Source organism: Pseudobutyrivibrio ruminis DSM 9787 (assembly GCF_900218035.1).
Taxonomy (GTDB): Bacteria; Bacillota; Clostridia; order Lachnospirales; family Lachnospiraceae; genus Pseudobutyrivibrio; species Pseudobutyrivibrio ruminis.
Map to the genome: position 1 here is coordinate 89,102 of NZ_OBMR01000012.1, position 24,767 is coordinate 113,868.

Below are 24,767 nucleotides of genomic sequence, written 5' to 3' on the forward strand. Positions count from 1 at the left end.
CAAAACTATTCGTCTTTAATATTTCCTCGACTTACATTGTCGCTAATAATTGCATCAACCACTTCGAAAAGCTTTTTCGAACCTAAAGCAGTCTTGTCCTGTCTGCCATGTACCTGTGTAGCAGTGACTCCATGCTTGCGCCAATCTTCTCCACCATTGCTATTATTAAGCATTAGTGGCTGTACATTATCCATTGCACGAGCAAACTTGGCCTCTGCTGTTTCATAGGCTTCGAATTCTTCAAAAAGAGCCATCAATTCCTTTGCCTGATCCTCTGGAAGCATTCCGAATATACGATTCTTAGCAGCTTCCTCTCTGGCAGCTTGTGTCTTTTTATTTTCCTCATCATAGGCATAGGTATCACCTGCATCAATCTCCACAATATCGTGAATCAAGCACATCAGCATTACTTTACCTATATCAACTGGTTCATTTGAGTATTCTCTAAGAAGATATGCCATAATGGCCATATGCCAAGCATGTTCTGCATCATTTTCATTTCTGCCATGGCCTGACAAATGTGTTTGTCTAAATATGTTCTTCTCTTTATCTATTTCTAATGCAAAATCTAATTGTTTTTTAAGTCTATCGTCCATTTTAATATATCTCCTATCAATTTAGTAGATAAATCTATTATGGGATAGAATAAAATAAAACTCTAGTCTTTTCAACATAAAATCATTTCAAAAAATACCACAATTTTCACAAAGTATGCACAAATATTAAATAGAATAAATAATAATCCTTATACAATGTTATTTCTATAGGTAAGATATGGGTAACAATTTATATTCACTACTAAAACAAACAGCAAATCTCTCTTCTCTTCCATGCACAATCATGTCTGTAGAGAAAAAATCTGATGGCACCTGTGGTGATATTCGTTTTTACGCCATAAACGATATCTTCAAAAGAAGCTACTACGACATGTTTATGGAGCAGGAAGGTAATACTAAAGCTACCTTTGAAAATTTTGACGAGGTAATTGAAGGACAATTGTATACTGCTCATCTTCCAAAGGAACCAAAATTCGAAGACATATGCTTTAGAGCTGCCTGGGGAAATGAGCATATTCACACATATGTAGATACTACTAAAATTTATGGCTACTGGACTGAGGACATTTTGTTTCCTGTGAACTGTGCGCACGGAGAAAATGTTGCCTATTGCCAGTTCATGTACACTCTTAATAAGGAAATGGATACTGGAAAATTCAGTGCTGTATCACCTGATATTTCCAGCTTTGTAATTAAAGCTTGCCTGGAAATGAGAAATGAAAATGCATTCTCAACAAGCATGGACATAATTACAAAGGACTTGAGAGAATATGTGGATTCAGAGTCTGCTTGTATTCTGACTGTAGATTACGACCAAAAGAATTTTGAAATCATAAGCGAATCTGTAAGAGACAACGCTTACTGTATCAAGGAAATCTTTTCCCATTTTCCATTTGATATAGTTGGTTGTTGGCAAACTCTTCTTTCAGAAACCAACAATATAATTATTCAAAACGAGCAAGATATGAACCTCTACGAAGCGAAAGCTCCTGCCTGGATAAAAACATATAAAGATGCAGGCGGTCAGGCTCTTTGCCTTATGCCATTTATTCATCATGGAAATATAATAGGCTATCTTTATATATCAAATTTTGACACTTCAGAAATGACTAGAATCAAAGAAACTTTGGAGCTCATTTCATTTTTCTTGACAGCCGAAGTTGCCAATCACATGATTCTAGAAAAGCTGGAATATCTCAGCAACGTAGATGTGCTTACAGGCGTTTTAAACAGAAACTGCATGAACGTTAATGTGGATGAGCTTTCCCTTAAGCTGAAGCTAGATCCCAAACCATTTGCAGTGGCCTTCTGTGATCTAAATGGTTTAAAAACAATAAACGACCATGGCGGACACAATTCTGGCGATAGATTACTAAAGGATGCAGCTGAAGTCCTAAAAGAAGTTTTTATTGGTGATCAGATATATCGAGCTGGAGGAGACGAATTCGCCATCATATCCCTTAACAGCACAGAAGGGGAATTTTTAGAAAAGCTTGCCCTATTACGACAAAAGGCCTGTGATCCTGATTGGTTAAATTTTGCTATAGGACATTATTACGATGCAAATAGCGGAAATCTTCGACTGGCAATGAGATATGCAGATGAAAACATGTACGAGGATAAAAATGCCTTTTACGAAGCCTATCCTGATAAACGTAGATAATATACGAAAGGTGACATACTATGAATACAAACAGAATTGTGAATGAAAACTTTTATGATGAATACCAGTACTTTGATTCCGTGTTGGCAAAGCGTTTTAAAATCGAGGAAAACGGTGTTGTCAAATATATAAAAGAAATGAAAAATGCCGTCATCGATGTGCGAGATGTTTTACCAGAGTGGGATCCTACAATCGCCCGCTTACAGAAAATGAAAGTTCGCTACGACAGTCTCGACAATGCCGAAAGCAGTTTTGATGACTTCCAAGGCAAAGATGAGGATGTGGTTTGGATTAAGGTATTCCTTACCAAGCTAGAATCCCATGCAGATCCTCTTTCAAAATACAGCAAACTGGAATTTACCTATAAAAAACGTAAAAAAAGCTTTTTCCAAAAACTAAAAGCACTATTTAGCTAAAATAAAAACCAATCCCCATTGCAGGGATTGGTTTTATTATTATCTTCATTAAATTGTAAATGAATCTTTAATATCTCTAAGCTCGTTAGAGTTTTCTTCTGTCTCACCTACAACCTTTACAACACCGTCAGAAAGCATTGCAACATCAGTTGCTTTTTCTGCCACTGTTGTTACCGCTTCTGCCGCCTCACCTACAGTCTTAGAAATCTCATCAACTGAAATAGAAATTGCTGTGGTAGACTCCTGAAGTTCTCCAATCTTTTCTGATATTTCGCTTAATACATCTGAGAAATTCTCTGCATCAAGCTTGTAGTTATCTGCCATCTTAAGGAAGCTATCATAATCGTTTGCAACATCTTTTTCTATATATCCAAGTGTTCTTGTAAGACACTCATTCATTAAGTCTACAGAATTCTGAACCTCAGATACGATTTCCATAATACCAGCAACTGTATCGCTAGACTGAGTTGCAAGTCCACCGATTTCTGTAGCTACAACTGCAAAACCTTTTCCTGCCTCGCCTGCACGAGCTGCTTCAATTGATGCATTTAAAGCAAGCAGATTTGTCTGGCTGGCAATATCCTGAATTGCCGCTGCAAGAGAATTAACCTTCTCAACAGCTTTTGACTTTTCAAGTGCTTCCTGTCCCTGTGCATTAATCTCTTCGTACATTCTTTCAGTCTTTTCCTTGGCTGCAACAGTTTCATCATAGACTGCACTTGCTTTCTTTCTGGTCTCTTTTGCATTGTCTGCACCGACCCTAACTTCATCAGCAATAGCATCAGCATTCTCTTTAATTGCAACTGTTCTTTCGCTGATTACGTCTGTGGTAGCACTTGTTTCCTGCATACTAGCCGCAAGCTCCTCAGATGTAGCTGAATTGTCTGCATTAGCAGAATCGATTTCAGCGGTAATATCCTTAAGTCTAAGAGCATGTCCTTCCAAATCAACAGAAGTATTGGCAATACGCTCAACTATATTTCTAAGACTTTCTTCCATCTCTCCTACAGCTCTAGCCATAGTTCCAGTTTCATCCTTCTTATGCTCAATAACTTCCAACCCATCATTTGAAGAGAAATCAAGCTTTGAAACACTACCAATAATATTTGTAATAATCTTGATTGGTCCAGTTATGCCTTTGGCAGCAATAATACCTATAATAAGCACAACCACACCAACTATGCATGATAAGAGAATTCCAAGATTTCTAATCTGGTTTATCTCTGCCATAATCTCTGACTCATTTGCCACGCAAACTGTAACCCAGCCAGCTGACTCTATTACCTGATATGAACTATATTTAGCAACGCCATTTTCATCTACGTAATGAATAATACCGCTTGGAACATATGAGCCTGTAGGTATTTGTGCCAGAATATTTTTCACATCCTCATTAAATACCTCTGTTCCGATTTTATCTTCCTTCTTGTGATACAAGAAAATGCCATCCTGATCTACAACATAAATAGAGCTAGAATCTATACCATTTAAGCCTCTACCTTCAAAAATAGGCTTAAGCACTTCATAATCTACTCCTTCAAGTCCCTTCGCTGCAATTTCCTGCTCTACAATTTCCGAGCATAGAGTGGACAAATCCTGCATATTGTTTTCGTTGACTTTCTGGATAGTAGCCTTTGCTCTTGGAATGATATAAGCAATATTGAGAACAAAAAATGCAATAACACTGATTATTATCAATGCGAGAATCTTCACGTAAATCGAATGAAGATTAAATCCTTTCTTGGTAGACTTTTCCATATAATACTCCTTTCAGTATATATATTTATTTCCCAAATTATTTTTATATTGCGAACAATACTATTATATATGGATACTGTATATATTTTGTGTTTTTTTTATAAAAAATGAGACATTCTACCAAGAATGTCTCATTTTAATATCTTTATTTATGATTTTACTGTATTTCTACCTCAACTTTATCAACTCCACCACAATCTGTTGGCCATAGTAGTAAGGATTTTATTTCTGAAATATCAATAACTCTATCAAAGCAACTTGCACATACTGCATATTCCTCAGTATCATCTGTAAATCCACTAGAGCCTCCGTTTCCAACATAAGGAAGTCTAGTACCATCTTTCATAACAAAACCTGTAAATTCAGGTATTCCGGTGCCGTCCTCACTAGCCTCTACCTTTCCATTAACCTTATAGTTCACTGTTATTGATACAGGTGATATATCTATAGTTGTGATTGTAAAATTGCTTTCAGGTACATCTTTATTCACTGTTATTGTCTGGGCGTTGCTAGTGGTTGGAAGCTGTAATTCAAAACACCAATTACCTTTTACTTGCGCCTCATACTCGGCTTTACCAGGATATATTCCAAGTGAAGAAAATTCCACATGTAAGGTGTTTCCAGGTATTGTATTTAATCCATCTACAGCCTGAATTTGGATTACGTATTCCAAATCTCCATTCTCATCCAAGTAATGACCAATAAATCCATCCTGCTCAAGTGGCGATCCATCCTCATAAACACCCATGCCATTATCATCAACTATAATTCCATCATAGAAGTAGCTACTTCCATTTACCCATGAAGACTCTGAATCTTTCTCATCACCTAAATAATAATCTACATCTACCCCTGGCTCTTCTTTATCAGAAATGCTAAATCCCGAAACTTTAAATGAAACATATGCAAATTTATCATCGGCAACTACTGTGTCAGGAGCTATAGTGATTCCTTGATCTGTCACTTGATAAGAAGAATAATCAGTAAGCTCCGGATATACAATAGCCTGTCCCTGTTCAGTTAAAGTCTGCTGCTGCACATCAGAAGATTTTAAAGCACCACTCATTCCTCTTCCCCAGAAATGATGTATAGCTGCTGCAGCTGTGGCTGTTGCTAGAAGAGCAAAACAAATACATGCAACAAATGATAATCTCTTATGAAATTTTACAACCTTTTTTTCCTCTGAATATCTATATGCTTTTGCTAATACTGTATCGTCGATTCCAACCATACTTAAATACAAATCTCTACTTCTCATGATGCTAAATATCCCTCCCTTACTAATGTTCTCTGTAGCTTTCCTCTTAATCTACTAAGAGTCACTGATACATTGTTCTGAGTCATTCCAAACTTTTTAGCAATTGTACTGATATCCTCTGTGTAAAAATATCTACATGAGAAAATATAAGCTTCCCTGTCTGGTAGATTATTTACAAAATCTCTGATAATACGCGAAAGCTCTGCCCCAAGAATTGAGCCTTCAACATCACTTGAATCTGGTATACATTCCTCAAGCTCATCAAGTACTTCCGCTATTTCTCCACCGCCTCTTTTTTTCGCTGTCATATTCTCGTATTTATTAAATGCAATGTTACGAGTAATCTTCCCTAAAAAGATTCTCAAAATCTGAGGTCTTGTTGGCGGAATTCTTTTCCATGCCTTCATATATGTATCATCTAAAGCTTCTTCCACATCCTCTGGACACTTTAAAATATTTCCTGCTATAGATGCCAGATAATTGCCATACTTAACATCTGTCTCTTCAATTGCACGTTCATTACGATTGAAATATAACTCTATTATCTCCTCGTCTCTCATATTTGCTCCCTTCGAATTGTTATTTGTAGGCCTTACATCTATATAGACAGGAATTAGATTTGTATCTTACAAAAAATAATAAAAAAAAATTACTCAACCTATTTTACTATAGGTTGAGTAATTATGACTCATTTTTTATTCAAAGGTAATTACTTCTTCTAAAGCTTTTACAAACTTTTCTAAGCCAAGCTTATCGTCCTCTGAAAATCTATTAAGTTTTGGACTATCAATATCAAGCACGCCTACCACTTTGCCATCATTATGAATAGGAACAACAATCTCTGAATTAGAAGCGCAGTCGCATGCAATATGTCCTGTAAACTCGTGTACATTTGGTACCACCAAAGTCTCATCATTACCTGCTGCAGTGCCGCATACACCTTTGCCAAGTGCTATTCTGATACATGCAACCTTTCCCTGGAAAGGTCCAAGTAAAAGTGAGCCTTTGTTCATCAAATAAAATCCTGCCCAGTTTAAATCCTCCATAGCATCATATATAAGTGCTGATGCATTTGAAAGAACAGGAATGAAGTTTGGCTCATCCTCTGCAAGTGATTTAATCTGGTCTGCTAGTAAATTATAATCTGTCATTTGTCCTCCTACATTACGCAGCTTCTGCCATCTCTGCCTTCCATGTTGTCATCCTTTACATATCTGGCATTGAATTCCATATTAATCTCTCGAAGCTCCTTTTTTCCTTCTATGTAATCCTCGTACATCTCAGCAAGGCCTGCCATACATCCATCACAGTTTGCTTCGATATTTCCAAGAGATTCCTTTACAATTTGCTCTCTTTCTTCTTTTGTAGTGTCTTTAATTAAATATGACATAGCGTATCTCCATTACTTATTTAAAATAGTTTTAAAAGATTCTGTTATTCGTTGATGACGAATCTTTGCAGCATCAAAATGAACTGAATTGAATGCCAGTTGCATTATCGGTCCTGTACAAAAAGCACATATCAATGTACCAATACCGACTGGCCCACCAAGAATCCATCCCACAAATGTGGCTAAGCTCAGCAGGATAATGCTTACAGCTCCTAGGGGAACCTTTTTAAGTCTTTTAACTATGCCCACCAGCAAAGTATCTCTTGGGCCACAGCCCAATGCTGCTGCCATATAAGTATACTGCGTATATGCGATAATAACCAGCCCAATCAACATAACAGGAATTCCCGTCTTAATGGAGCTACATGGTTTTACTAAATCTATGTAGTTGAAGAAATCCACAGCCTTTCCAACCACGAAAGCGTCTATAAACATTGCAATTCCAATAGGCTCTCTCATCAATATATCAATACCCAGTATGCTATATGAAACAAGGATTGATGCTGTGCCATAAAGAATTCCAAGGCTTTTTGAAAGTCCAAGATTCAACACATCCCATGGGCCTGCTCCTATATTAGCCTGAATGGTAAGATATACTCCAAATCCATTAATAAAAAGGCTTACTGCTGCAAGTATCACATTTAAAAGAATTGTTTTTGTGTTACTATTGCTTCTGCGGTCTTCTCTTATAAATCTGTACACGTAAAAATCCTCTGTAAATCTAAGTTTAATTTTGCTCAATTAGCCCGCGCACAATTATACATCATAAATATAAAAAGAGCCAGAAGTTTTACTTCTGGCTCAAAGAGTTTTACAAGAACTTTACTGCAGTTCCATAGGCAAGCACCTCTGCTGCTCCCTGCATAACAGACGATGATGCGTATCTTATACCTACAATGGCATCTGCCCCAAGCTGCTCAGCCTCATCTACCATTCTCTTTGTAGCAATCTGTCTGGCTTCAACAAGCATATCTGTATAGCCTTTAATCTCACCACCAACAAGTGTCTTCATACCAGCCATGAAATCCTTACCAAAGTTTTTAGACTGTACGATAGTTCCCTTTACTACACCGATTACCTCAAACTCCTGTCCTGGAATTGTTTCAATACTTACGAGCTTCATTTATTTCTCCTCCTTCTATTTCCTTTAATCTTTCTTTTAAAGCAATTAGTGTTCCCACAATCATTGCTCCAAATAACACTATAATAGCAATTACAAATCCAATTGGTGTCTCAGGATCTGTAAATTCGGCCCATCCAATAAAAGCAATCATAGCAACGAAAAATATAATACTTACTGTGGCTGCTATAATTGGGCCTCTCTTTGACTTCTTAATATCAGTTTTATTAACATCCATAAACTTAACGCCCCCTTTCTCAAGTCTCCTCATATCCTCGAGATAAGAATCAGCCTGTAGATTATCAAACTGAACATTGGCTTCTATGATTTCTTTACACATCTCTTTCATGATATCCAGCTCTTTCTGACGATGTGTAAAAAGAGATATATGGCCATCCAAACAATCTGTCATAGATACCTGTCCTGTTTCCAATTTACGAATATCCTCAATTGGAACATCCAAGCTTCTAAGCAGCTTTATCTTATTTAAAAGTTCCACATCCTTTAGGGAATATTCTCTATATCCATTATCCCTGTTCCGCTCTGGACTAATCAGTCCCTGGTCTTCATAAAAGCGAATATTCTTTTTTGTAATTCCAACTAGTTCTTCTACTTGATTAATCTTCATGCTGTCTCCAAAAACTCTTCTATTAGCCTGTTAATTTCGTCGGGCTTATCCGTATTTGCGTTATGCCCTGCACCTTCGATCCAATGCAAAGGCAATCCTGTGCGAGCATGCCAAGCTCTATTGTACCTTTTAGTAGAGCCTGCCATATCCTTTGTGCCACATATAAGCATGGCAGGGCAAGCAATCTCATAAGGAAGCTCTTCCTCCACAGCCTCTACCAAAATCCTATAGCCACCGCCTGCAAGACGTGAGTATCTTTCCTGGTCACCGTCATAGGTCATCATAAACTCCTTCATTAAGGCACGTCCATATTCAGAGGTTGCCACCCCATTTGTTCCCTGCCGTAAAAGAGTTTTCCATGGATAATAGCGATACACCGGAGTCATTCTATGAAGTAACCACAATTCAATTCCTGTATAATACTGCTTTTGCAATGGAGCCGAATCAATAGATACAAACCCTACCACTTTATTAGGAAAAAGCTGCATAAACATCTGTCCCAAATATCCACCCATGGATTGTCCAATAATAACAGGCTTATCGAAACCATTTTCCACAAGGATTTCATTTAACCAAGTAGCTTTATCCGCCAAGGAAAAATCCATATCAAATGGATATGAAGTAGCATGAGCTGGCGCATCCCATACAAACACAGGATACTTCCCTTCAAAACACTCAATCTGCATATCAAATAATTTGTGATCTGCAGTTAACCCAGGTAAAAACACTAGCTGTTTATCCTGACACTCACCATTAGTATTTATCCAATAATGAATATTCCCACATCTGGTACTATAAACCTTTTCGACCATAAACTATTCTCCTACGGCAATTGTCTGCTCAGCAGAAAATCTCTTATAAACAAATACTGCAATAATAGAAACTATTACAATCAATATAATTTCCACTACTATAATCGGTGCATATCCTGCCACCAAAACAGTTACAAAATCTGCAAAGGCATGCAATGCAATTGATAAGAAAAGTAGCTGAATCTTTCCATCTTTGACTGCCCTATAAACAATATAGGAAAGTGACAGATGTAATGTAATGGCAACAACTCTCTCTACTCCAGCCATGTAAAAATCCACTGGGCTAGTAGTCCACAATAATGAAAGCTGATCAATAGTCTGCTGTTTGATATCGCTGTCAAATAACTCCAATGACTTCTCCATCAAACCAGTATTAATCATATATGCGCTAATCAGATTTGATACTGTAGTCAGTCCTACTATAATCATAGCCTCAATTCCACCGTGACCAACACCGTACATAAATGCATTTTCTTTATTAAGGAGTCGCTTCATAAACAATTTCATTGATATGAAACGACCAACCTCTTCAAAGATTCCAGCTGCAAGTCCACCATAGATGGCTTTTATAAGAATATTTCCAGTTAAAGCTTCACCAAACTGATTAATCATTCCTATATGCAACAGCTGTTCAAGCACAAGAGCAAATACTACAAATGTAGCAGCTCCTATCCAAAAGCTAATCATTTTTGCTTTTAGCTTGTTCATTGCATATAGCAATAATCCTATTGGCAAACCAAATGAAATTAATAGTGTAAAACACATCCCTATAATAGATGCTAAAGATACTGTTTCCATGTCATCCCTCCCGAGTTAATATTGAGACTTGGCCTTGTCTATGCTTGAAATATAAACCTTCCACAAGGTAGAAGGTCAACACTTTTTTTAAATTTTCCAAATAATCTACAGATATTTAAAATTATAGCATAGTAATATATGTAAATATATAAAAAAAGCTCCAATGCAATAAATGCAATTGGAGCTTTCTCTACAATACTAATCTTATATAAACTTCTTAGCAAATGCTTCTGCCTCTGCAAGCTGCTTATCGTTTGGCTTATTTCTAACATAACATGTCTCATCAGCAACTTCGATGCCCTTTTCCTTAAGTGCCTTCTTAATTAAATCAATAGAATGCTTTGAAATCCAAGAAGTTGAAAATACTACTGCCTTCTTTACTTTCTTACCATCAATTCCTGATAAATAATCATTCATTACCTTATCAAGTCCATAAGCGTATAATGCGCCACCGATGAATAAAACATCGATGTCTTCAGTAATCTTTGCGTTATCCTCATCTACTGAGATAGGGATTACACCTGCGCCCTTTGCAATTGCTTCTGCAAGGCTCTTTGTATTTCCTGATTTAGAATAATATCTAACTGCTACCATAATTGACCTCCTGATTATTGTGTTTATCATGCTATTTAATTGTGCTCAATTCTTTTCTTTAATATACATCCCAATCCTAACTATGTCAAGCAATAAAAAAAGCTATCCTGCATATCAATGCAAGATAGCTTTAAATCAATCATATATTTATATCTTAGCCACATCCACAAGAGTGTATTCCGTAGTAGCTGATTCAAGTGATGTAGCAAGTGCTACTGCAGTATCGATTGCTGTGATACAGTTAACACCAGTCTCGATAGAATTTCGGCGAATGAGGAATCCGTCTCTTGTCTTATCTCCGTGTCCCTGTGTAGGTGTATCGATAACAAGGTCAATCTTGTGACCAAGGATAAGGTCCATTACGTTTGGAGATTCCTGTGAAATCTTGTTTACCTGAAGTGCATCTACTCCTCCATCCTGCAGATACTTTGCAGTTGAGCGTGTAGCGTAGATCTTGTATCCAAGCTTCTCAAATCTCTTTGCAACCTCAAGAGCCTCTGGCTTATCAGCATCCTTTACAGTAATAATCATCTGCTTATGCTTTGGAAGAACCACACCGGCTCCAAGGAATGCTTTGTATAAAGCTTCCTCAAATGTCTTTGCAATACCAAGGCACTCACCAGTTGACTTCATTTCTGGTCCAAGGCTTATCTCAGCTCCACGTAGCTTCTCGAATGAGAACACTGGCATCTTGATTGCGATGTAATCTGCCTCAGGCTGAAGGCCTGGCTTGTATCCCATGTCTGTAATCTTGTGACCAAGAATTGCCTTTGCAGCAAGGTCTACGATTGGAATGCCTGTTACCTTGCTGATGTAAGGAACTGTACGTGAGCTTCGTGGGTTTACCTCAATTACATAAACCTCTCCATCCATGGCGATGAACTGGATGTTAATCATTCCAAGTACGTGAAGTGCCTTTGCAAGTCGCTCTGTGTAATCTACAATCTTGTCCTTAATATCCTGGCTGATTGTGTGAGCAGGATATACTGAGATACTATCACCTGAGTGGATACCAGTACGCTCAATATGCTCCATGATACCAGGGATTAAGATATTTTCGCCGTCGCAGATGGCGTCAACCTCAATTTCCTTTCCCTGTAAGTACTTATCTACAAGGATTGGGTGATCCTGAGCAATCTGATTGATGATATCCATAAATTTCTCAATCTCATCATCATTAAAGGCAATCTGCATTCCCTGTCCACCAAGTACATAAGATGGGCGAACAAGTACTGGATAACCAAGTCTGTTTGCAACTTCCTTTGCTTCTTCAGCAGTAAATACTGTGCCGCCGGCAGCACGTGGAATCTGTGTCTGCTCAAGAATTTCATCAAAGAGCTCTCTATCCTCTGCTGCATCTACGTCCTCTGCCTTTGTTCCAAGGATTGGCACGCCGATTTTCATAAGGTGCTCTGTAAGCTTGATAGCTGTCTGACCACCGAACTGTACGATAGCGCCATCTGGCTTCTCAAGATTTACGATTGACTCTACGTCCTCATTTGTAAGAGGCTCGAAGTAAAGCTTATCTGCTATATCAAAGTCAGTTGAAACTGTCTCTGGGTTGTTATTTACAATGACTGTCTCCCAGCCTTCCTTTGCAAACGCCCATGTAGCATGAACTGAACAGTAGTCAAACTCAACACCCTGACCGATTCTGATAGGACCAGAACCAAGTACAAGTACCTTCTTTCTGTCCTTTGTCTCTACAGCTTCGTTTTCACTTCCGTAAACACTGTAGTAGTAAGGTGTCATGGCATCGAACTCTGCTGCACATGTATCAACCATCTTGTAAGCAGCTACAATGCCGTTGTCATATCGCATCTGACGAACCTCGTCCTCAGACATCTTTCCATTCAAATGTGCAATTACGCTATCTGGGAACTCAATTCTCTTTGCTTCCTTAAGAAGTTCAACTGTAAGTTCTTCCTGCTGAAGTCTAAGCTCCATTTCAACAAGAATCTTAATCTTATCAATAAACCACATATCAATCTTTGTGATATTGTGAATGGTCTCGTAAGATGCTCCACGTCTGAGAGCTTCCGCGATGCAGTAAATTCTTCTATCATCGACAACCTTAAGTGCTTCATTAAGTTCCTCATCAGTCATGTCGCAGAAATCGTAGCTAAGAAGTGAATCCACATGCTGCTCAAGTGAGCGGATGGCCTTCATAAGAGCACCCTCGAAGTTGTTGCAGATGGACATTACCTCACCAGTAGCCTTCATCTGAGTTGTAAGCTTTCTAGTAGCTGTAATGAATTTATCAAATGGAAGTCTTGGAATCTTTACAACGCAGTAATCAAGCATTGGCTCAAATGATGCGTAAGTCTTCTTTGTGATTGCATTTGGAATTTCATCAAGTGTATAACCAAGAGCAATCTTTGCTGCTACCTTTGCAATAGGGTATCCTGTCGCCTTTGATGCAAGTGCTGATGAACGAGAAACTCGTGGGTTTACCTCGATTACGCAGTACTCAAAACTTTCTGGATGAAGTGCATATTGTACGTTACATCCACCTGTAATTCCAAGCTCATCTATAATACGAAGTGCAGATGTACGAAGCATCTGATATTCCTTGTCGCCAAGTGTCTGTGAAGGAGCAACTACGATTGAGTCACCTGTATGTACACCAACTGGGTCGATATTTTCCATGTTACATACTGTGATGCAGTTGCCGTTGGCATCACGCATTACCTCGTACTCGATTTCCTTCCATCCAGCGATACATCTTTCTACAAGAACTTCATGTACACGTGAAAGACGAAGACCGTTTGTAAGAATTTCTACAAGCTCCTGCTGATTGTTTGCAATACCACCGCCTGAGCCGCCAAGTGTATAAGCAGGTCTAAGTACTACTGGATAGCCGATTGTGTTAGTAAACTTGATACCATCCTCAACTGTGTTTACAACAAGTGATGCTGCAACAGGCTCACCAAGCTTTTCCATTGTATCCTTGAATGCCTGTCTATCCTCAGCTCTAAAGATTGTCTCAGCTGTGGTACCGATAAGCTTAACTCCTTGCTCTTCTAAGAACCCTGACTCTGCAAGCTCCATACCAAGGTTAAGTCCAGCCTGTCCACCAAGTGTTGGAAGAAGTGAATCCGGTTTTTCCTTAATAATAATCTGCTTTAAAACGTCTACTGTAAGAGGCTCAATATAAACCTGATCTGCTATCTCTTTGTCTGTCATGATTGTGGCAGGATTAGAGTTTACGAGGCAAACCTCAATTCCCTCTTCCTTAAGTGAACGACATGCCTGTGTTCCAGCATAATCGAACTCTGCCGCCTGTCCAATAACGATAGGACCTGAGCCAATCACCATTACTTTCTTAATGTCACTTCTCTTTGGCATTACTGCTCTCCTCCCATCATCTTAATAAATCTATCAAATAAATATCCGCTGTCCTGTGGTCCTGGGCATGCCTCAGGATGGAACTGAACAGTGAAAATGTTCTTTCCTGTATACTTAAGCCCCTCATTTGTTCCATCGTTTACATTCACAAATGCTGGTACTGCAATTTTCTCGTCAAGTCCATCTGTATCAACTACATAACCGTGGTTTTGTGATGAAATGTATACTTTGCCAGTCTCCAAATCTTTTACAGGATGGTTGCCACCTCTGTGTCCGTACTTAAGCTTGTGAGTATCTAGACCAGTTGCAAGTGCCATAAGCTGATGTCCAAGGCAAATTGCAAAAATTGGTACATTGCTGTCATAAAGCTTTTTAACCTCATCAATGATAGGCCCGCAGTCCTTTGGATCGCCAGGTCCGTTTGAAAGCATAATACCGTCTGGCTCTGCTGCAAGGATTTCCTTTGCAGGAGTGTGCGCAGGATAAATAGTAACCTCACATCCTCTATCATTAAGAGACTTTGCAATATTTCTCTTTGCACCAAAATCTAATAGTGCCACCTTTTTTCCGTTTCCTGGTAGAACTGTCTTCTCCTGGCAAGTAACCTTTGAAACTACATCCCCAGTTCTATATGCCTGAAGCTTTGGCTTGATTTCTTCGAAATTAAAGTGCTCATTTGTAGTAATCATTCCGTTCATTGTTCCGCGGTCACGTAAGATTTTTGTAAGAGCACGTGTATCGATACCTGAAATGCCAGTGATATTGTGCTTAACCAAGAAATCCTGAATAGTTCCCTTGCAGCGGAAGTTTGATGGAATTCTACTAAGCTCTCTAACAATAAATCCATCAGGCCATGGTCTGCCACTTTCCATATCATCTGTAATACCGTAATTACCAATAAGTGGATATGTCATGCATACGGCCTGACCTGCATAAGAAGGATCTGTCAGAACTTCCAAATATCCAGTCATAGAAGTATTGAAAACAATCTCACTAACGACCTCTCTGGTAGATCCTATGCTTGTGCCTTCAAATACTGTGCCATCTTCCAAAATTAAAAATGCTTTCATCTTTCCTCTTTTCTACCCTTTTTTTCTCTCGCTCCCTCCCAAGTTCTTCTTATTTACCATCTGATATTTCTAACTATTCTAGTATCGCTTTCGCTATACTCACTAGAATAGCAAGAAATATCAAATGGCATTTAAAAAAATATGAAGGGAGCTATTTAAACTAATCTCTAGAAAATCAAATTGATTTTCACTTTATTAAAACTCCAAGGTATAAAGTTTACCTTGGAGTTTACGGTTTATTTAGCGGAAGTAATCTACACCAGATTCGAAAATCTTCATGTCCTGATTACCATAAATGTTAAGTGCTACGCCACTACCTCTACGCTCTGCATGAGCCATCTTACCAAATACTCTACCATCTGGACTTGTAATACCTTCGATTGCATAGTAGCTTCCGTTGATATTCCATTCCTCATCCATTGTAGGGTTACCATTTTCATCTACGTACTGAGTAGCAACCTGTCCGTTTTCAAAGAGCTTCTTAATCCACTCTTCTGAAGCAACGAAACGTCCCTCACCGTGAGATGCTGGTGAACAATAAGTCTCTCCAAGCTGTGCGCCTGCAAGCCAAGGTGACTTGTTGCTGACTACCTTTGTATAGGCAATCTTAGAAATATGACGTCCTATTGTGTTGTATGTAAGAGTTGGTGAATCTGCTGACTGTGTATGGATTTCACCATAAGGTACAAGACCAAGCTTGATAAGAGCCTGGAATCCATTACAGATACCTAACATCAAACCATCTCTATTTTCTAAAAGATTTGTTATAGCTTCCTTCATCTTTGCATTTCTAAATGCAGTTGCGAAGAATTTAGCTGAACCCTCTGGCTCATCACCAGCTGAGAATCCACCAGGGAACATAACAATCTGAGACTGAGCAATTGCTCTTGTAAACTCATCTACTGATTCTCTGATGTCCTCGGCATTCTGATTCTTGAATACCTTTACATTTGTGATTGCGCCTGCCTTTTCAAAGGCACGAGCTGAATCGTATTCGCAGTTTGTTCCTGGGAATACTGGAATAAATACTCTTGGCTTTGCAATCTTATTCTTGCTAATATAGAAGTTCTTAGCCTTGTAAAGCTCTGTATTTACAAGAGATGTATCTTCATGACTGCGTGTCTTGAATACCTTTTCAAGAGTTCCTGTCCATGCTCCAAGAGCCTCATCCATAGAAATCTTTACATCCTTGTATGTGAATGTTGCATCCGCTGTAACTTCACCAACTTCGTAGCCACAATCAGAGAATCCTCTCTTTTCAAGCTCCTGAATGATAGCAAGTGCGCCATCCTCTGAAACTTCAACTACGATATCGCCAATTACACATCCGAATAACAATCCGTTCTGACATTCATCAACCAGCTTTACACCAAGCTTGTTACCAAAGGCCATCTTAGAAACAGCTGGTACTAATCCGTATGCATCAAGAGCATATGCAGCCTTGATGTTTCCAAGCTCTACCATCTGTCTGATTACTTCAAATACAACCTTTGCCTGACTGTAATTTGGCTGGTCATAATTGTCACGAAGAATTCTAAGTAAGAAGAGCTTATCTCCTGCTTCCTTTAACTCTGGAGTAACAATCTCCTGCTGTTTTGCAACATCTACAGCAAATGATACAAGTGTTGGAGGAACATCGATTTCATTGAATGTTCCTGACATAGAGTCCTTACCGCCTATAGAAGGAAGACCGAACTCCATCTGAGCCTTGTATGCACCAAGGAGTGCTGCAAATGGCTGGCTCCATCTCTTTGGATCTTCGCTCATTCTGCGGAAGTATTCCTGGAATGTGAATCTGATTTTCTTGTAGTCACCACCAGTAGCTACGATACGTGAAATTGACTCGAGTACTGCTAACTGTGAACCATGGTAAGGTGACCAAGAGCTTACATATGGATTAAAGCCATAAGCCATCATTGTAACAGCATCTGTGTTTCCATCTGCAACAGGAACCTTAGCAACCATTGCCTGTGTTTCTGTAAGCTGATATCTACCACCGAAAGGCATAAGTGTTGAGCCAGCTCCAATTGAGCCATCAAACATCTCAACAAGACCTTTTTGTGAGCAAACATTGAGATCAGCAAGAGTGTCAAGCCAAGCAGCCTTTAAATCATTATTCTCAATGTCCTTTGCTACCTTTTCGATACCAATTCTATCAATGTATTTATCCTTGCTGTCAGGAAGTTCTACATATACATCTGTCTCCTGATGAGCACCATTTGTATCAAGGAATGCTCTTGAAAGGTTAACGATTTCCTTACCTCTCCAGTTAAGAACAAGACGTGGCTCCTCCGTAACAACTGCAACCTCAATTGCTTCAAGGTTTTCCTCTGCAGCATACTGTAAGAACTTATTAACATCAGCTGGTGATACAACTACAGCCATTCTCTCCTGTGATTCTGAAATAGCAAGTTCTGTTCCATCAAGACCTGCATACTTCTTTGGAACCTTATCAAGATCAACTGTAAGTCCTGGAGCAAGCTCTCCGATTGCAACAGAAACACCGCCGGCACCAAAGTCATTACATTTTTTGATAATATATGAAACTTCTTCTCTTCTGAAAAGTCTCTGAATCTTTCTTTCTGTAGGTGGGTTACCCTTTTGAACCTCAGCACCACATACTGCAGTAGATTCTGTATTGTGAGCCTTTGAAGAACCAGTAGCACCACCGATTCCATCACGTCCTGTACGTCCACCAAGAAGAATGATTTTATCTCCTGGATCTGAATTCAATCTCTGAACTGCGCGTCTTGGAGCAGCACCCATAACAGCACCAATCTCCATACGCTTTGCAACATAATCTGGATGATATATTTCCTTTACATATCCTGTAGCAAGGCCAATCTGGTTACCATATGAGCTGTATCCATGAGCAGCTTCACGAACAAGCTTCTTCTGTGGAAGCTTTCCTTCGATTGTATCCTTTACTGAAACTGTTGGATCAGCAGCACCTGTAACACGCATTGCCTGATATACATAAGTACGTCCTGAAAGTGGATCTCTGATTGCACCGCCAAGACATGTTGCAGCACCACCAAATGGTTCGATTTCTGTAGGATGGTTATGTGTCTCATTCTTAAAGTTAATAAGCCACTCTTCATCTGTTCCATCTACATTAATAGGTACAACGATTGAGCACGCATTAATCTCATCAGATTCTTCCTGATCATCAAGCTTGCCATCTGCTTTAAGACGCTTCATAGCAAGAAGTGCCAAATCCATTAAGCATACAAACTTATCATCTCTATCCTTATAAAGAATCTTGAAGTTATCAAGATAATCATCAAAAGTTGCCTGAATAGGAGCTTTGTAATAACCATCTTCGATAGTAACGTTCTTTAACTCTGTAGAGAATGTTGTATGTCTACAATGATCAGACCAATATGTATCTAATACCCTGATTTCTGTAACAGTAGGGTCTCTGTGTTCTTCATTGGAAAAATAGTTCTGAATGTGAAGGAAATCCTTAAATGTCATAGCAAGATTTAAGGAATCATATAAATTACGTAAATCATTTTCAGCCATAGAAATGAATCCGTCAAAAGTCTTGACGTCGGCTGGCTCATCGAAATTATTAGACAGAGACTCTGGCTTTTCAAGTGAAGTCTCTCTAGAATCAACTGGATTAATACAATGTGATTTTATAGCATTAAATTCATCGTCAGAAATGCTACCCTCAATAACATAGGTAGTTGCTGTATGAATAGTAGGATTCTCATCCTCATTTAGAAGTTTAAGACACTGCTCCGCAGAATCAGCTCTCTGGTCAAACTGACCTGGTAAAAACTCAACAGAAAAAACTCTGCCATTGTAATCAAATGTTTCTTCATAAACATCATCAACAGGTGGCTCCGAAAATACCGTCTTTACCGCTTTTTTAAAGACCTCATCAGAAACATCCTGAATGTCGTACCGAATCAGAACCCTGACTCCTGTAACACCCTTGATGCCTAAGTAACTTCCTATTTCGGAATACAGTGACTTAGCAGATACTGCAAACTGTGGTTTTTTCTCAACGTAAACTCTTCTTACCTTGCCCACTTTACACCTCCGTGATATTTATTTTGTATCGCAGGGTGTACAAAACCTCGCACACCCCACAGTTGTAGATAGTATATCACAATTTGTTCACATGTCCTAATACTTTTTCAGTCTATTTTTTAAATTAAATTTGTTACTTTTTAACGAAAGTTTTATTCCTTATCTTTCCAGAATACTTTAACCTGCTCTTCCACACTTTCTACAGATGTGAATGTAGCATCATTCCATTCTCTTGGAAATGTTTTTCTATAGCTTCCAAACCTAAAGCGTTCATCAAGCAATGCAATAACTCCCACATCGTCTTTGGTTCTGATAAGACGTCCTGCCGCCTGGATTACTTTATTCATACCAGGATACAAATAGGCATACTCAAATCCATTTTTGCCATTCTCATCAAAAAAATCAGACATAAGCTTTCGCTCGTTACCCACCTGTGGAAGCCCCGCACCAAGTACTATAGAGCCAATAAGCTTTCCGCCAACTAAATCTATACCTTCTGAAAAAATACCTCCAAGAGTACAAAACGCTACCATTGATTTGTCTCTTTTCTTTTCAAATTCCAGCAGAAAGTCTTCTCGTTCTTGTTCTGTCATATTTTGCTGTTGAACTATTACATCAACATCACCCATTATGTCACTATATTTGCTTTGTATATCCTCCAAAAATTTATAGGAAGGACCAAAAACCATATAGTTTCCCTGCTTCGCATTTACGATAGTATTGATGTAAGTAGCAAATTTCAGATACTCATCATCACCTCGTCTTGTGTACTTGCTGGTAACATCTGTACCTAGCATCAAAAGACGGTTCTTTTGATCAAATACCGAATCCACATATATGGCATACACATCTTTATCATTACAAAGCAAATCCTTGTAATAATCGATAGGAAGTAATGTCGCGCTAAAGTATACTGTTGCCCTGGCCATTCTGAGCCTGTCCTGCAACTGTGCAGATGGATCAATACAATATAAATGAAGATTGAAGTTTTTATCCTCATCGAAATCACAGTATATACGATAGTGATCACTATCCTGTTGATACGCCAATGCTGTAAAGTTTCTCAATCTGAAATAGAAGTCTAATACTTCATCCTGATATATTCCAAATTTGATTTCTTTTTTAAATAGTTGTTCCAATATCATTTGAAGATTGTCACAAGCATTCAAAAGCATATCAACATCATCCAGCACTGTTATATCGTGATCACACTCACGCTTGTATTCAAGCATAATCCTATTGCATTTTTCCAATGCATTAACTAATTTCTTGCTGACAGGTTTAGCATACCTTTTTATAGAAAGAATTTCTTCCTTAATGAGGGTTTCAGAGTACATCTCTCTTGCTCTATCAACCATGTTGTGAGCTTCATCAATAAGAAAAATGTGCTCACCACCTTTGCCTTCAGCAAAAAATCTCTTCAAATATACATTTGGATCAAACACATAGTTGTAATCACAGATAATACCTTCACACCACGTACTAACATCTAACGCCAGTTCAAATGGACAAACTACGTATTCTTCGGCATAGCCAAGAATAACATCTCTTGTTATTACCGTCTCCTTAGTAATTACTTCATATATAACGTCGTTAATTCTATCAAAATGCCCCCTGGCATAAGGACAATAATCCGGATTACAATCAGCCTCATCGCAAAGACACATTTTCTCCTTTGCTGTCAACATGATTGTTTTGCCTTCATATCCCTTTTCCACTAAAAGACTATATGCATCCCTAGCTGCGATTGCAGTAGCCGTTTTAGCTGTAAGATAAAAAACACGCTCTGCAAGATTTTGTCCAAGGGCCATTACCGCAGGATAAACGTTGGCGATAGTTTTTCCTGTGCCTGTAGGAGCCTGCATAAACAAAATCTTTCTTCTATAAATACTTCTATATACATCACTTACCAGTTTCTTTTGGCCATCTCTGTATTCATAAGGGAATTCCAAACCTTGAACAGATTCTAGAAGCTCCATCTTATGATAATATTGGAAATCAGACCATTTCTTAAATATTCCAACAATGGTCAAAAACCACTCTTCTATTTCTTCATAAGTATAGATATGATTAAAATACTTAACCTCTTCTGTCTCCAAGCTAACATAAGTCATCTGCACTTCGATTGTCTCAAGATTATATTCAGAAGCAACCATATATGCATAACATTTAGCTTGAGCTTCATGAACAAGTACAGGCTTTTCAAATGTCATTACATCCATATACATTCCTTTTATTTCATCAACTGTGGCTGTAACAACATTTCCAGATTCGTCTCTATCTAAAACAAGACCGTCAGCTCTCCCTTCCAGTCCCAGAATATAGTCTTCATATTCAATCTGGAATTTAAGTGGAACTTCAGCACTATAAAATGGACCCATAGAACTTTGAATTTTTCTATGGATCCTACTTCCTGCTTGCATCGCCTCAAAAGGATCTACAGACCCTTTTCTGTCATCGATATCTCCCTCTCTAAGAAGAAACTCGACTAAGTTGCGAACCGAAATATTTATTTGTGCTTTTTCTCCCTCTGGAGCTATTAATCTCGATACTTTCATAAATAAAAAACCCTGTGATAATCACAGGGTTATTATACCTTATTCTATTCTATGCAACAACGAACTTCTTAACAGCGTTTTTAAAAGATGGTTCGATGTGATCTGCAACATAGACATCCATGTCTCTCTTGATACCCATTGCAAGTACTCCAAGGAGGGACTTACCATCGATATAAACTACTCCGCTATGAAGGTCGACATCGCCGCCACACTTAGCAGCTGCTGTAACAAACTCTTCTGCGTCCTGTGTGTTCTCAAGTCTAATTTTAAACTTCATAAACTAAATCAACTCCTATAAAAACCAAAATCCATTTACTACAATACGTCTTCCGTAACGTACTTGATATTTTATAACATCATTTATAAATACTGTCAATGCAATTTTTGTCACACACTTATCAATTCGTGCAGTAACTTTTTGATTTTTATAAAAAATTGCTATGTGAAGATTGTCTGAACACTTTTTTGAATTTTAGTTTCCATAAAAAGCTTTATTATTGGCGTTTGTGCAATATTTTTACAATTAAGTTTCCATGTTGACAAATTGTATTGATTTAGTGTCCAAATTATTAAATTTTTGTAAATTTGTATTTAAATGAGTACAAAGTCACTAAATAAACATATTGCCATACCATTTCAAGGCTTCTACGTATGCATCGTACACATCATGCATCTCAATATCATGAAGAACCATTAATCTGGAAACTTCCTGCCAATCACCAGCTTCATAGCTGAGTAAGAATTCAAGCTGAGGTGAAAAGATGCCATCATCTTCTACTAAGGCCTTCTTTATCTCATTACTAACACCTACTTGCTCTAATGCCTTTTCCATAGGCATATCCAGTATTAAATTAAGTAGAGAAAACAGTCCCATTAGGAAAAGCTCATCTTTTCTCATAGCGTAATCGAAAACAGGTGCCAAATTCTCAGCAAATCTTGCTCTAACTAATGAGAGTCGTGTAATCTCATTTGGCTTACCAGCTGCTAAACCATTAAATAATGTAGTATTTAGCCAACGTCTAATCTCACGTTGACCTAAAAGTGCTGTAGCTTGAGCAATGGATCTAATATTAGAATTTACTGTAAGCTTATTAGCAATTTTCAATAACTCAATAGAAAGAGCTGGATCTTGTCCAATAACATTCGATACATCGCTAAGATTAAAATCTGGCTGATTAATAACTGTCATCAACTTCATGTAATTAATCTTAATAGGTGAAACCTCTGTATCTTGTTCATTAATTGGAACTCTAAAGAAAGTACCTTCGAAAATTTTGAATAGACCAGATTCTTTAGCTGCATCAAATTCTTCCTTACTATGAAGATTCTCTGCGCAAAAGTCCATATCAGGAATAACTTTTCTAAACTCCTTAGCCTGAGCAACAACATCTCCCGCTTCGCTATTAATAAGGAATAAATCAAAATCGTTAAGCATAAACTTAAAGTCATCAATGTTAGCAAGAGGCAAATCCTTCATAGCCAACTTGAAACCTTTACTTTTCAAATCAAGTAAACGTTTATTATATGATTCTTCTGGCTTAATAGTCTGATCAACCAGTAAAACTATTCTTCCATCAAAGCCAGTCAGCTGTTGTTCAATATTAGAAAATAATGAAATATTATTAATAGGAATAATTATGCTGCAGTTAGCAACAAGATCATCCTCCGAAACACTATCAAAAACTTCAATTCCTACGATAGCACCAGCACCATCATATTTTCCTGCGCCTAGTAAATGGGGATGTTGATATAAGTTCTCCTTCTGCGCATATAAGCAATATGATGCAACTGACATATCTTCGTAAAACAGTGGTACCAATGTAGCAAGCATAATCCCTTCTCCTTTGCACGTAATATAGTAAAACCCCTTAAGAAAATTATAAATTGAATTTTCTGACTATTTTAGTTTATTATATCATTTTGTTTTTACACATTCAATTAATTAAGTAGTGTATTTATCACTGTTTTATATACGAAAAAAGCCTTGGAAGATATACTTCCAAGGCTTTTAGTAACAGGGGATGAGAGAATCGAACTCCCACCAAAGGTTTTGGAGACCCCTATCATACCATTTGACCAATCCCCTAAATCGTAAGCGAAAAACCCAAAATTGATTTGAGTCCCTCACCCACGCGACTAGTAAATATTAACACAATATCTAGTCGCTTTCAATAGAAAAATCACAAAATTTTCACATTTTTTTCTATCTTGGGCAAACAAAAAGTTCTTGCATTTAGCAAGAACTTTAGTGGAGACGGAGAGATTCGAACTCTTGACCCCCTGCTTGCAAGGCAGGTGCTCTCCCAACTGAGCTACGCCCCCAAATAGTGGTTTCTCTACGAAAAAAGCAAGCCCTTGCTTGCTACTTCTCTTATAGCAACCTCAAAACTTCACACAGTATTCCGATACTACATATCTTCTTTTTAGAATAAACCTTCGATCTATTAGTATTCATCAGCTGAATGCGTTACCACACTTACACCTTGAACCTATCTACCTTATCGTCTATAAGGGATCTTATTTCCTTAAAGGAATGGGATATCTCATCTTGAGGGGGGCTTCACGCTTAGATGCCTTCAGCGTTTATCCCGTCCAGACTTGGCTACTCAGCTATGCCGTTGGTCGACAGCTGATACACCAGTGGTCCGTCCACCCCGGTCCTCTCGTACTAGGGGCAGCTCCTCTCAAATATCCTACGCCCGCGCCGGATAGGGACCGAACTGTCTCACGACGTTCTGAACCCAGCTCGCGTACCG

Annotated in this window: 20 protein-coding genes, 2 tRNA genes and 1 rRNA gene; 2 read left to right on the forward strand and 21 right to left on the reverse strand. The window is 38.3% G+C overall.

What is annotated here, in order from left to right; all coding sequences use genetic code 11:
* Nucleotides 1–5 precede the first annotated feature (5 nt).
* Nucleotides 6–596 (reverse strand): HD domain-containing protein, encoded by a 591-nt coding sequence (locus CRN97_RS12165; protein WP_097077069.1) that lies wholly within the window; start codon nt 594–596, stop codon nt 6–8.
* 178 nt (nt 597–774) lie between these two features.
* On the opposite strand from CRN97_RS12165, the gene CRN97_RS12170 reads away from it, so the two are divergent.
* On the forward strand, nt 775–2,220 hold the full coding sequence (locus CRN97_RS12170) for a GGDEF domain-containing protein (RefSeq protein WP_097077070.1): 1,446 nt from the start codon (nt 775–777) through the stop codon (nt 2,218–2,220).
* Between the two features lie 20 nt (nt 2,221–2,240).
* Complete coding sequence (locus tag CRN97_RS12175; protein WP_097077071.1) at nt 2,241–2,636, forward strand: DUF6548 family protein; 396 nt, start codon at nt 2,241–2,243, stop codon at nt 2,634–2,636.
* 48 nt (nt 2,637–2,684) lie between these two features.
* On the opposite strand, the gene CRN97_RS12180 is transcribed toward CRN97_RS12175, so the two are convergent.
* The 20 genes from CRN97_RS12180 to CRN97_RS12275 form a co-directional block, all read right to left on the reverse strand.
* Nucleotides 2,685–4,394, reverse strand: coding sequence for a methyl-accepting chemotaxis protein (locus CRN97_RS12180; protein ID WP_097077072.1), 1,710 nt, complete (start codon nt 4,392–4,394; stop codon nt 2,685–2,687).
* Between the two features lie 157 nt (nt 4,395–4,551).
* Complete coding sequence (locus CRN97_RS12185; protein WP_097077073.1) at nt 4,552–5,652, reverse strand: DUF4179 domain-containing protein; 1,101 nt, start codon at nt 5,650–5,652, stop codon at nt 4,552–4,554.
* A complete protein-coding gene (locus CRN97_RS12190) occupies nt 5,649–6,212 on the reverse strand; it encodes an RNA polymerase sigma factor (protein WP_097077074.1) in 564 nt (187 codons plus the stop codon). Before CRN97_RS12190 ends, CRN97_RS12185 begins: the two co-directional genes overlap by 4 nt.
* A gap of 135 nt (nt 6,213–6,347) precedes the next feature.
* Entirely contained in the window at nt 6,348–6,803 is a 456-nt protein-coding gene (locus tag CRN97_RS12195) for a GAF domain-containing protein (RefSeq protein WP_097077075.1), read from the reverse strand.
* 8 nt (nt 6,804–6,811) lie between these two features.
* The gene (locus CRN97_RS12200; protein ID WP_015550048.1) at nt 6,812–7,042 is read right to left on the reverse strand and encodes a hypothetical protein; all 231 of its coding nucleotides are present in this window, start codon (nt 7,040–7,042) and stop codon (nt 6,812–6,814) included.
* 12 nt (nt 7,043–7,054) lie between these two features.
* Nucleotides 7,055–7,783, reverse strand: coding sequence for a YczE/YyaS/YitT family protein (locus tag CRN97_RS12205; protein WP_242962098.1), 729 nt, complete (start codon nt 7,781–7,783; stop codon nt 7,055–7,057).
* A gap of 70 nt (nt 7,784–7,853) precedes the next feature.
* Nucleotides 7,854–8,165, reverse strand: coding sequence for a YbjQ family protein (locus CRN97_RS12210; protein WP_097077076.1), 312 nt, complete (start codon nt 8,163–8,165; stop codon nt 7,854–7,856).
* On the reverse strand, nt 8,146–8,790 hold the full coding sequence (locus CRN97_RS12215; protein WP_097077077.1) for a MerR family transcriptional regulator: 645 nt from the start codon (nt 8,788–8,790) through the stop codon (nt 8,146–8,148). The genes CRN97_RS12210 and CRN97_RS12215 overlap by 20 nt, the downstream gene beginning before the upstream one ends.
* The gene (locus CRN97_RS12220) at nt 8,787–9,602 is read right to left on the reverse strand and encodes an alpha/beta fold hydrolase (RefSeq protein ID WP_097077078.1); all 816 of its coding nucleotides are present in this window, start codon (nt 9,600–9,602) and stop codon (nt 8,787–8,789) included. The genes CRN97_RS12215 and CRN97_RS12220 overlap by 4 nt, the downstream gene beginning before the upstream one ends.
* Nucleotides 9,603–9,605: 3 nt before the next feature.
* The gene (locus CRN97_RS12225) at nt 9,606–10,400 is read right to left on the reverse strand and encodes a YhfC family intramembrane metalloprotease (protein WP_097077079.1); all 795 of its coding nucleotides are present in this window, start codon (nt 10,398–10,400) and stop codon (nt 9,606–9,608) included.
* A gap of 204 nt (nt 10,401–10,604) precedes the next feature.
* Nucleotides 10,605–10,994: a flavodoxin family protein gene (locus CRN97_RS12230; protein WP_179670752.1), complete on the reverse strand. Its 390-nt coding sequence runs from the start codon at nt 10,992–10,994 to the stop codon at nt 10,605–10,607.
* 147 nt (nt 10,995–11,141) lie between these two features.
* On the reverse strand, nt 11,142–14,342 hold the full coding sequence (carB, locus tag CRN97_RS12235; protein ID WP_097077081.1) for a carbamoyl-phosphate synthase large subunit: 3,201 nt from the start codon (nt 14,340–14,342) through the stop codon (nt 11,142–11,144).
* On the reverse strand, nt 14,342–15,412 hold the full coding sequence (locus CRN97_RS12240) for a carbamoyl phosphate synthase small subunit (protein ID WP_090395477.1): 1,071 nt from the start codon (nt 15,410–15,412) through the stop codon (nt 14,342–14,344). The genes carB and CRN97_RS12240 overlap by 1 nt, the downstream gene beginning before the upstream one ends.
* A gap of 240 nt (nt 15,413–15,652) precedes the next feature.
* The gene (locus CRN97_RS12245) at nt 15,653–19,453 is read right to left on the reverse strand and encodes a phosphoribosylformylglycinamidine synthase (protein ID WP_097077082.1); all 3,801 of its coding nucleotides are present in this window, start codon (nt 19,451–19,453) and stop codon (nt 15,653–15,655) included.
* 152 nt (nt 19,454–19,605) lie between these two features.
* Nucleotides 19,606–22,011: an ATP-dependent DNA helicase gene (locus CRN97_RS12250; protein WP_097077083.1), complete on the reverse strand. Its 2,406-nt coding sequence runs from the start codon at nt 22,009–22,011 to the stop codon at nt 19,606–19,608.
* Between the two features lie 49 nt (nt 22,012–22,060).
* Nucleotides 22,061–22,288 carry an HPr family phosphocarrier protein gene (locus CRN97_RS12255; RefSeq protein WP_044937573.1) on the reverse strand — a complete coding sequence of 76 codons (228 nt, stop codon included), beginning with the start codon at nt 22,286–22,288 and terminating at the stop codon, nt 22,061–22,063.
* Nucleotides 22,289–22,621: 333 nt separating this feature from the next.
* Nucleotides 22,622–23,842 (reverse strand): EAL and HDOD domain-containing protein, encoded by a 1,221-nt coding sequence (locus CRN97_RS12260; RefSeq protein WP_090395474.1) that lies wholly within the window; start codon nt 23,840–23,842, stop codon nt 22,622–22,624.
* Nucleotides 23,843–24,026: 184 nt separating this feature from the next.
* Nucleotides 24,027–24,097: transfer RNA gene (locus tag CRN97_RS12265), tRNA-Trp, on the reverse strand.
* A gap of 163 nt (nt 24,098–24,260) precedes the next feature.
* Nucleotides 24,261–24,333 (reverse strand) — tRNA-Ala (locus tag CRN97_RS12270).
* 102 nt (nt 24,334–24,435) lie between these two features.
* Nucleotides 24,436–24,767: ribosomal RNA gene (locus CRN97_RS12275) — 23S ribosomal RNA — on the reverse strand; the annotation flags it as partial.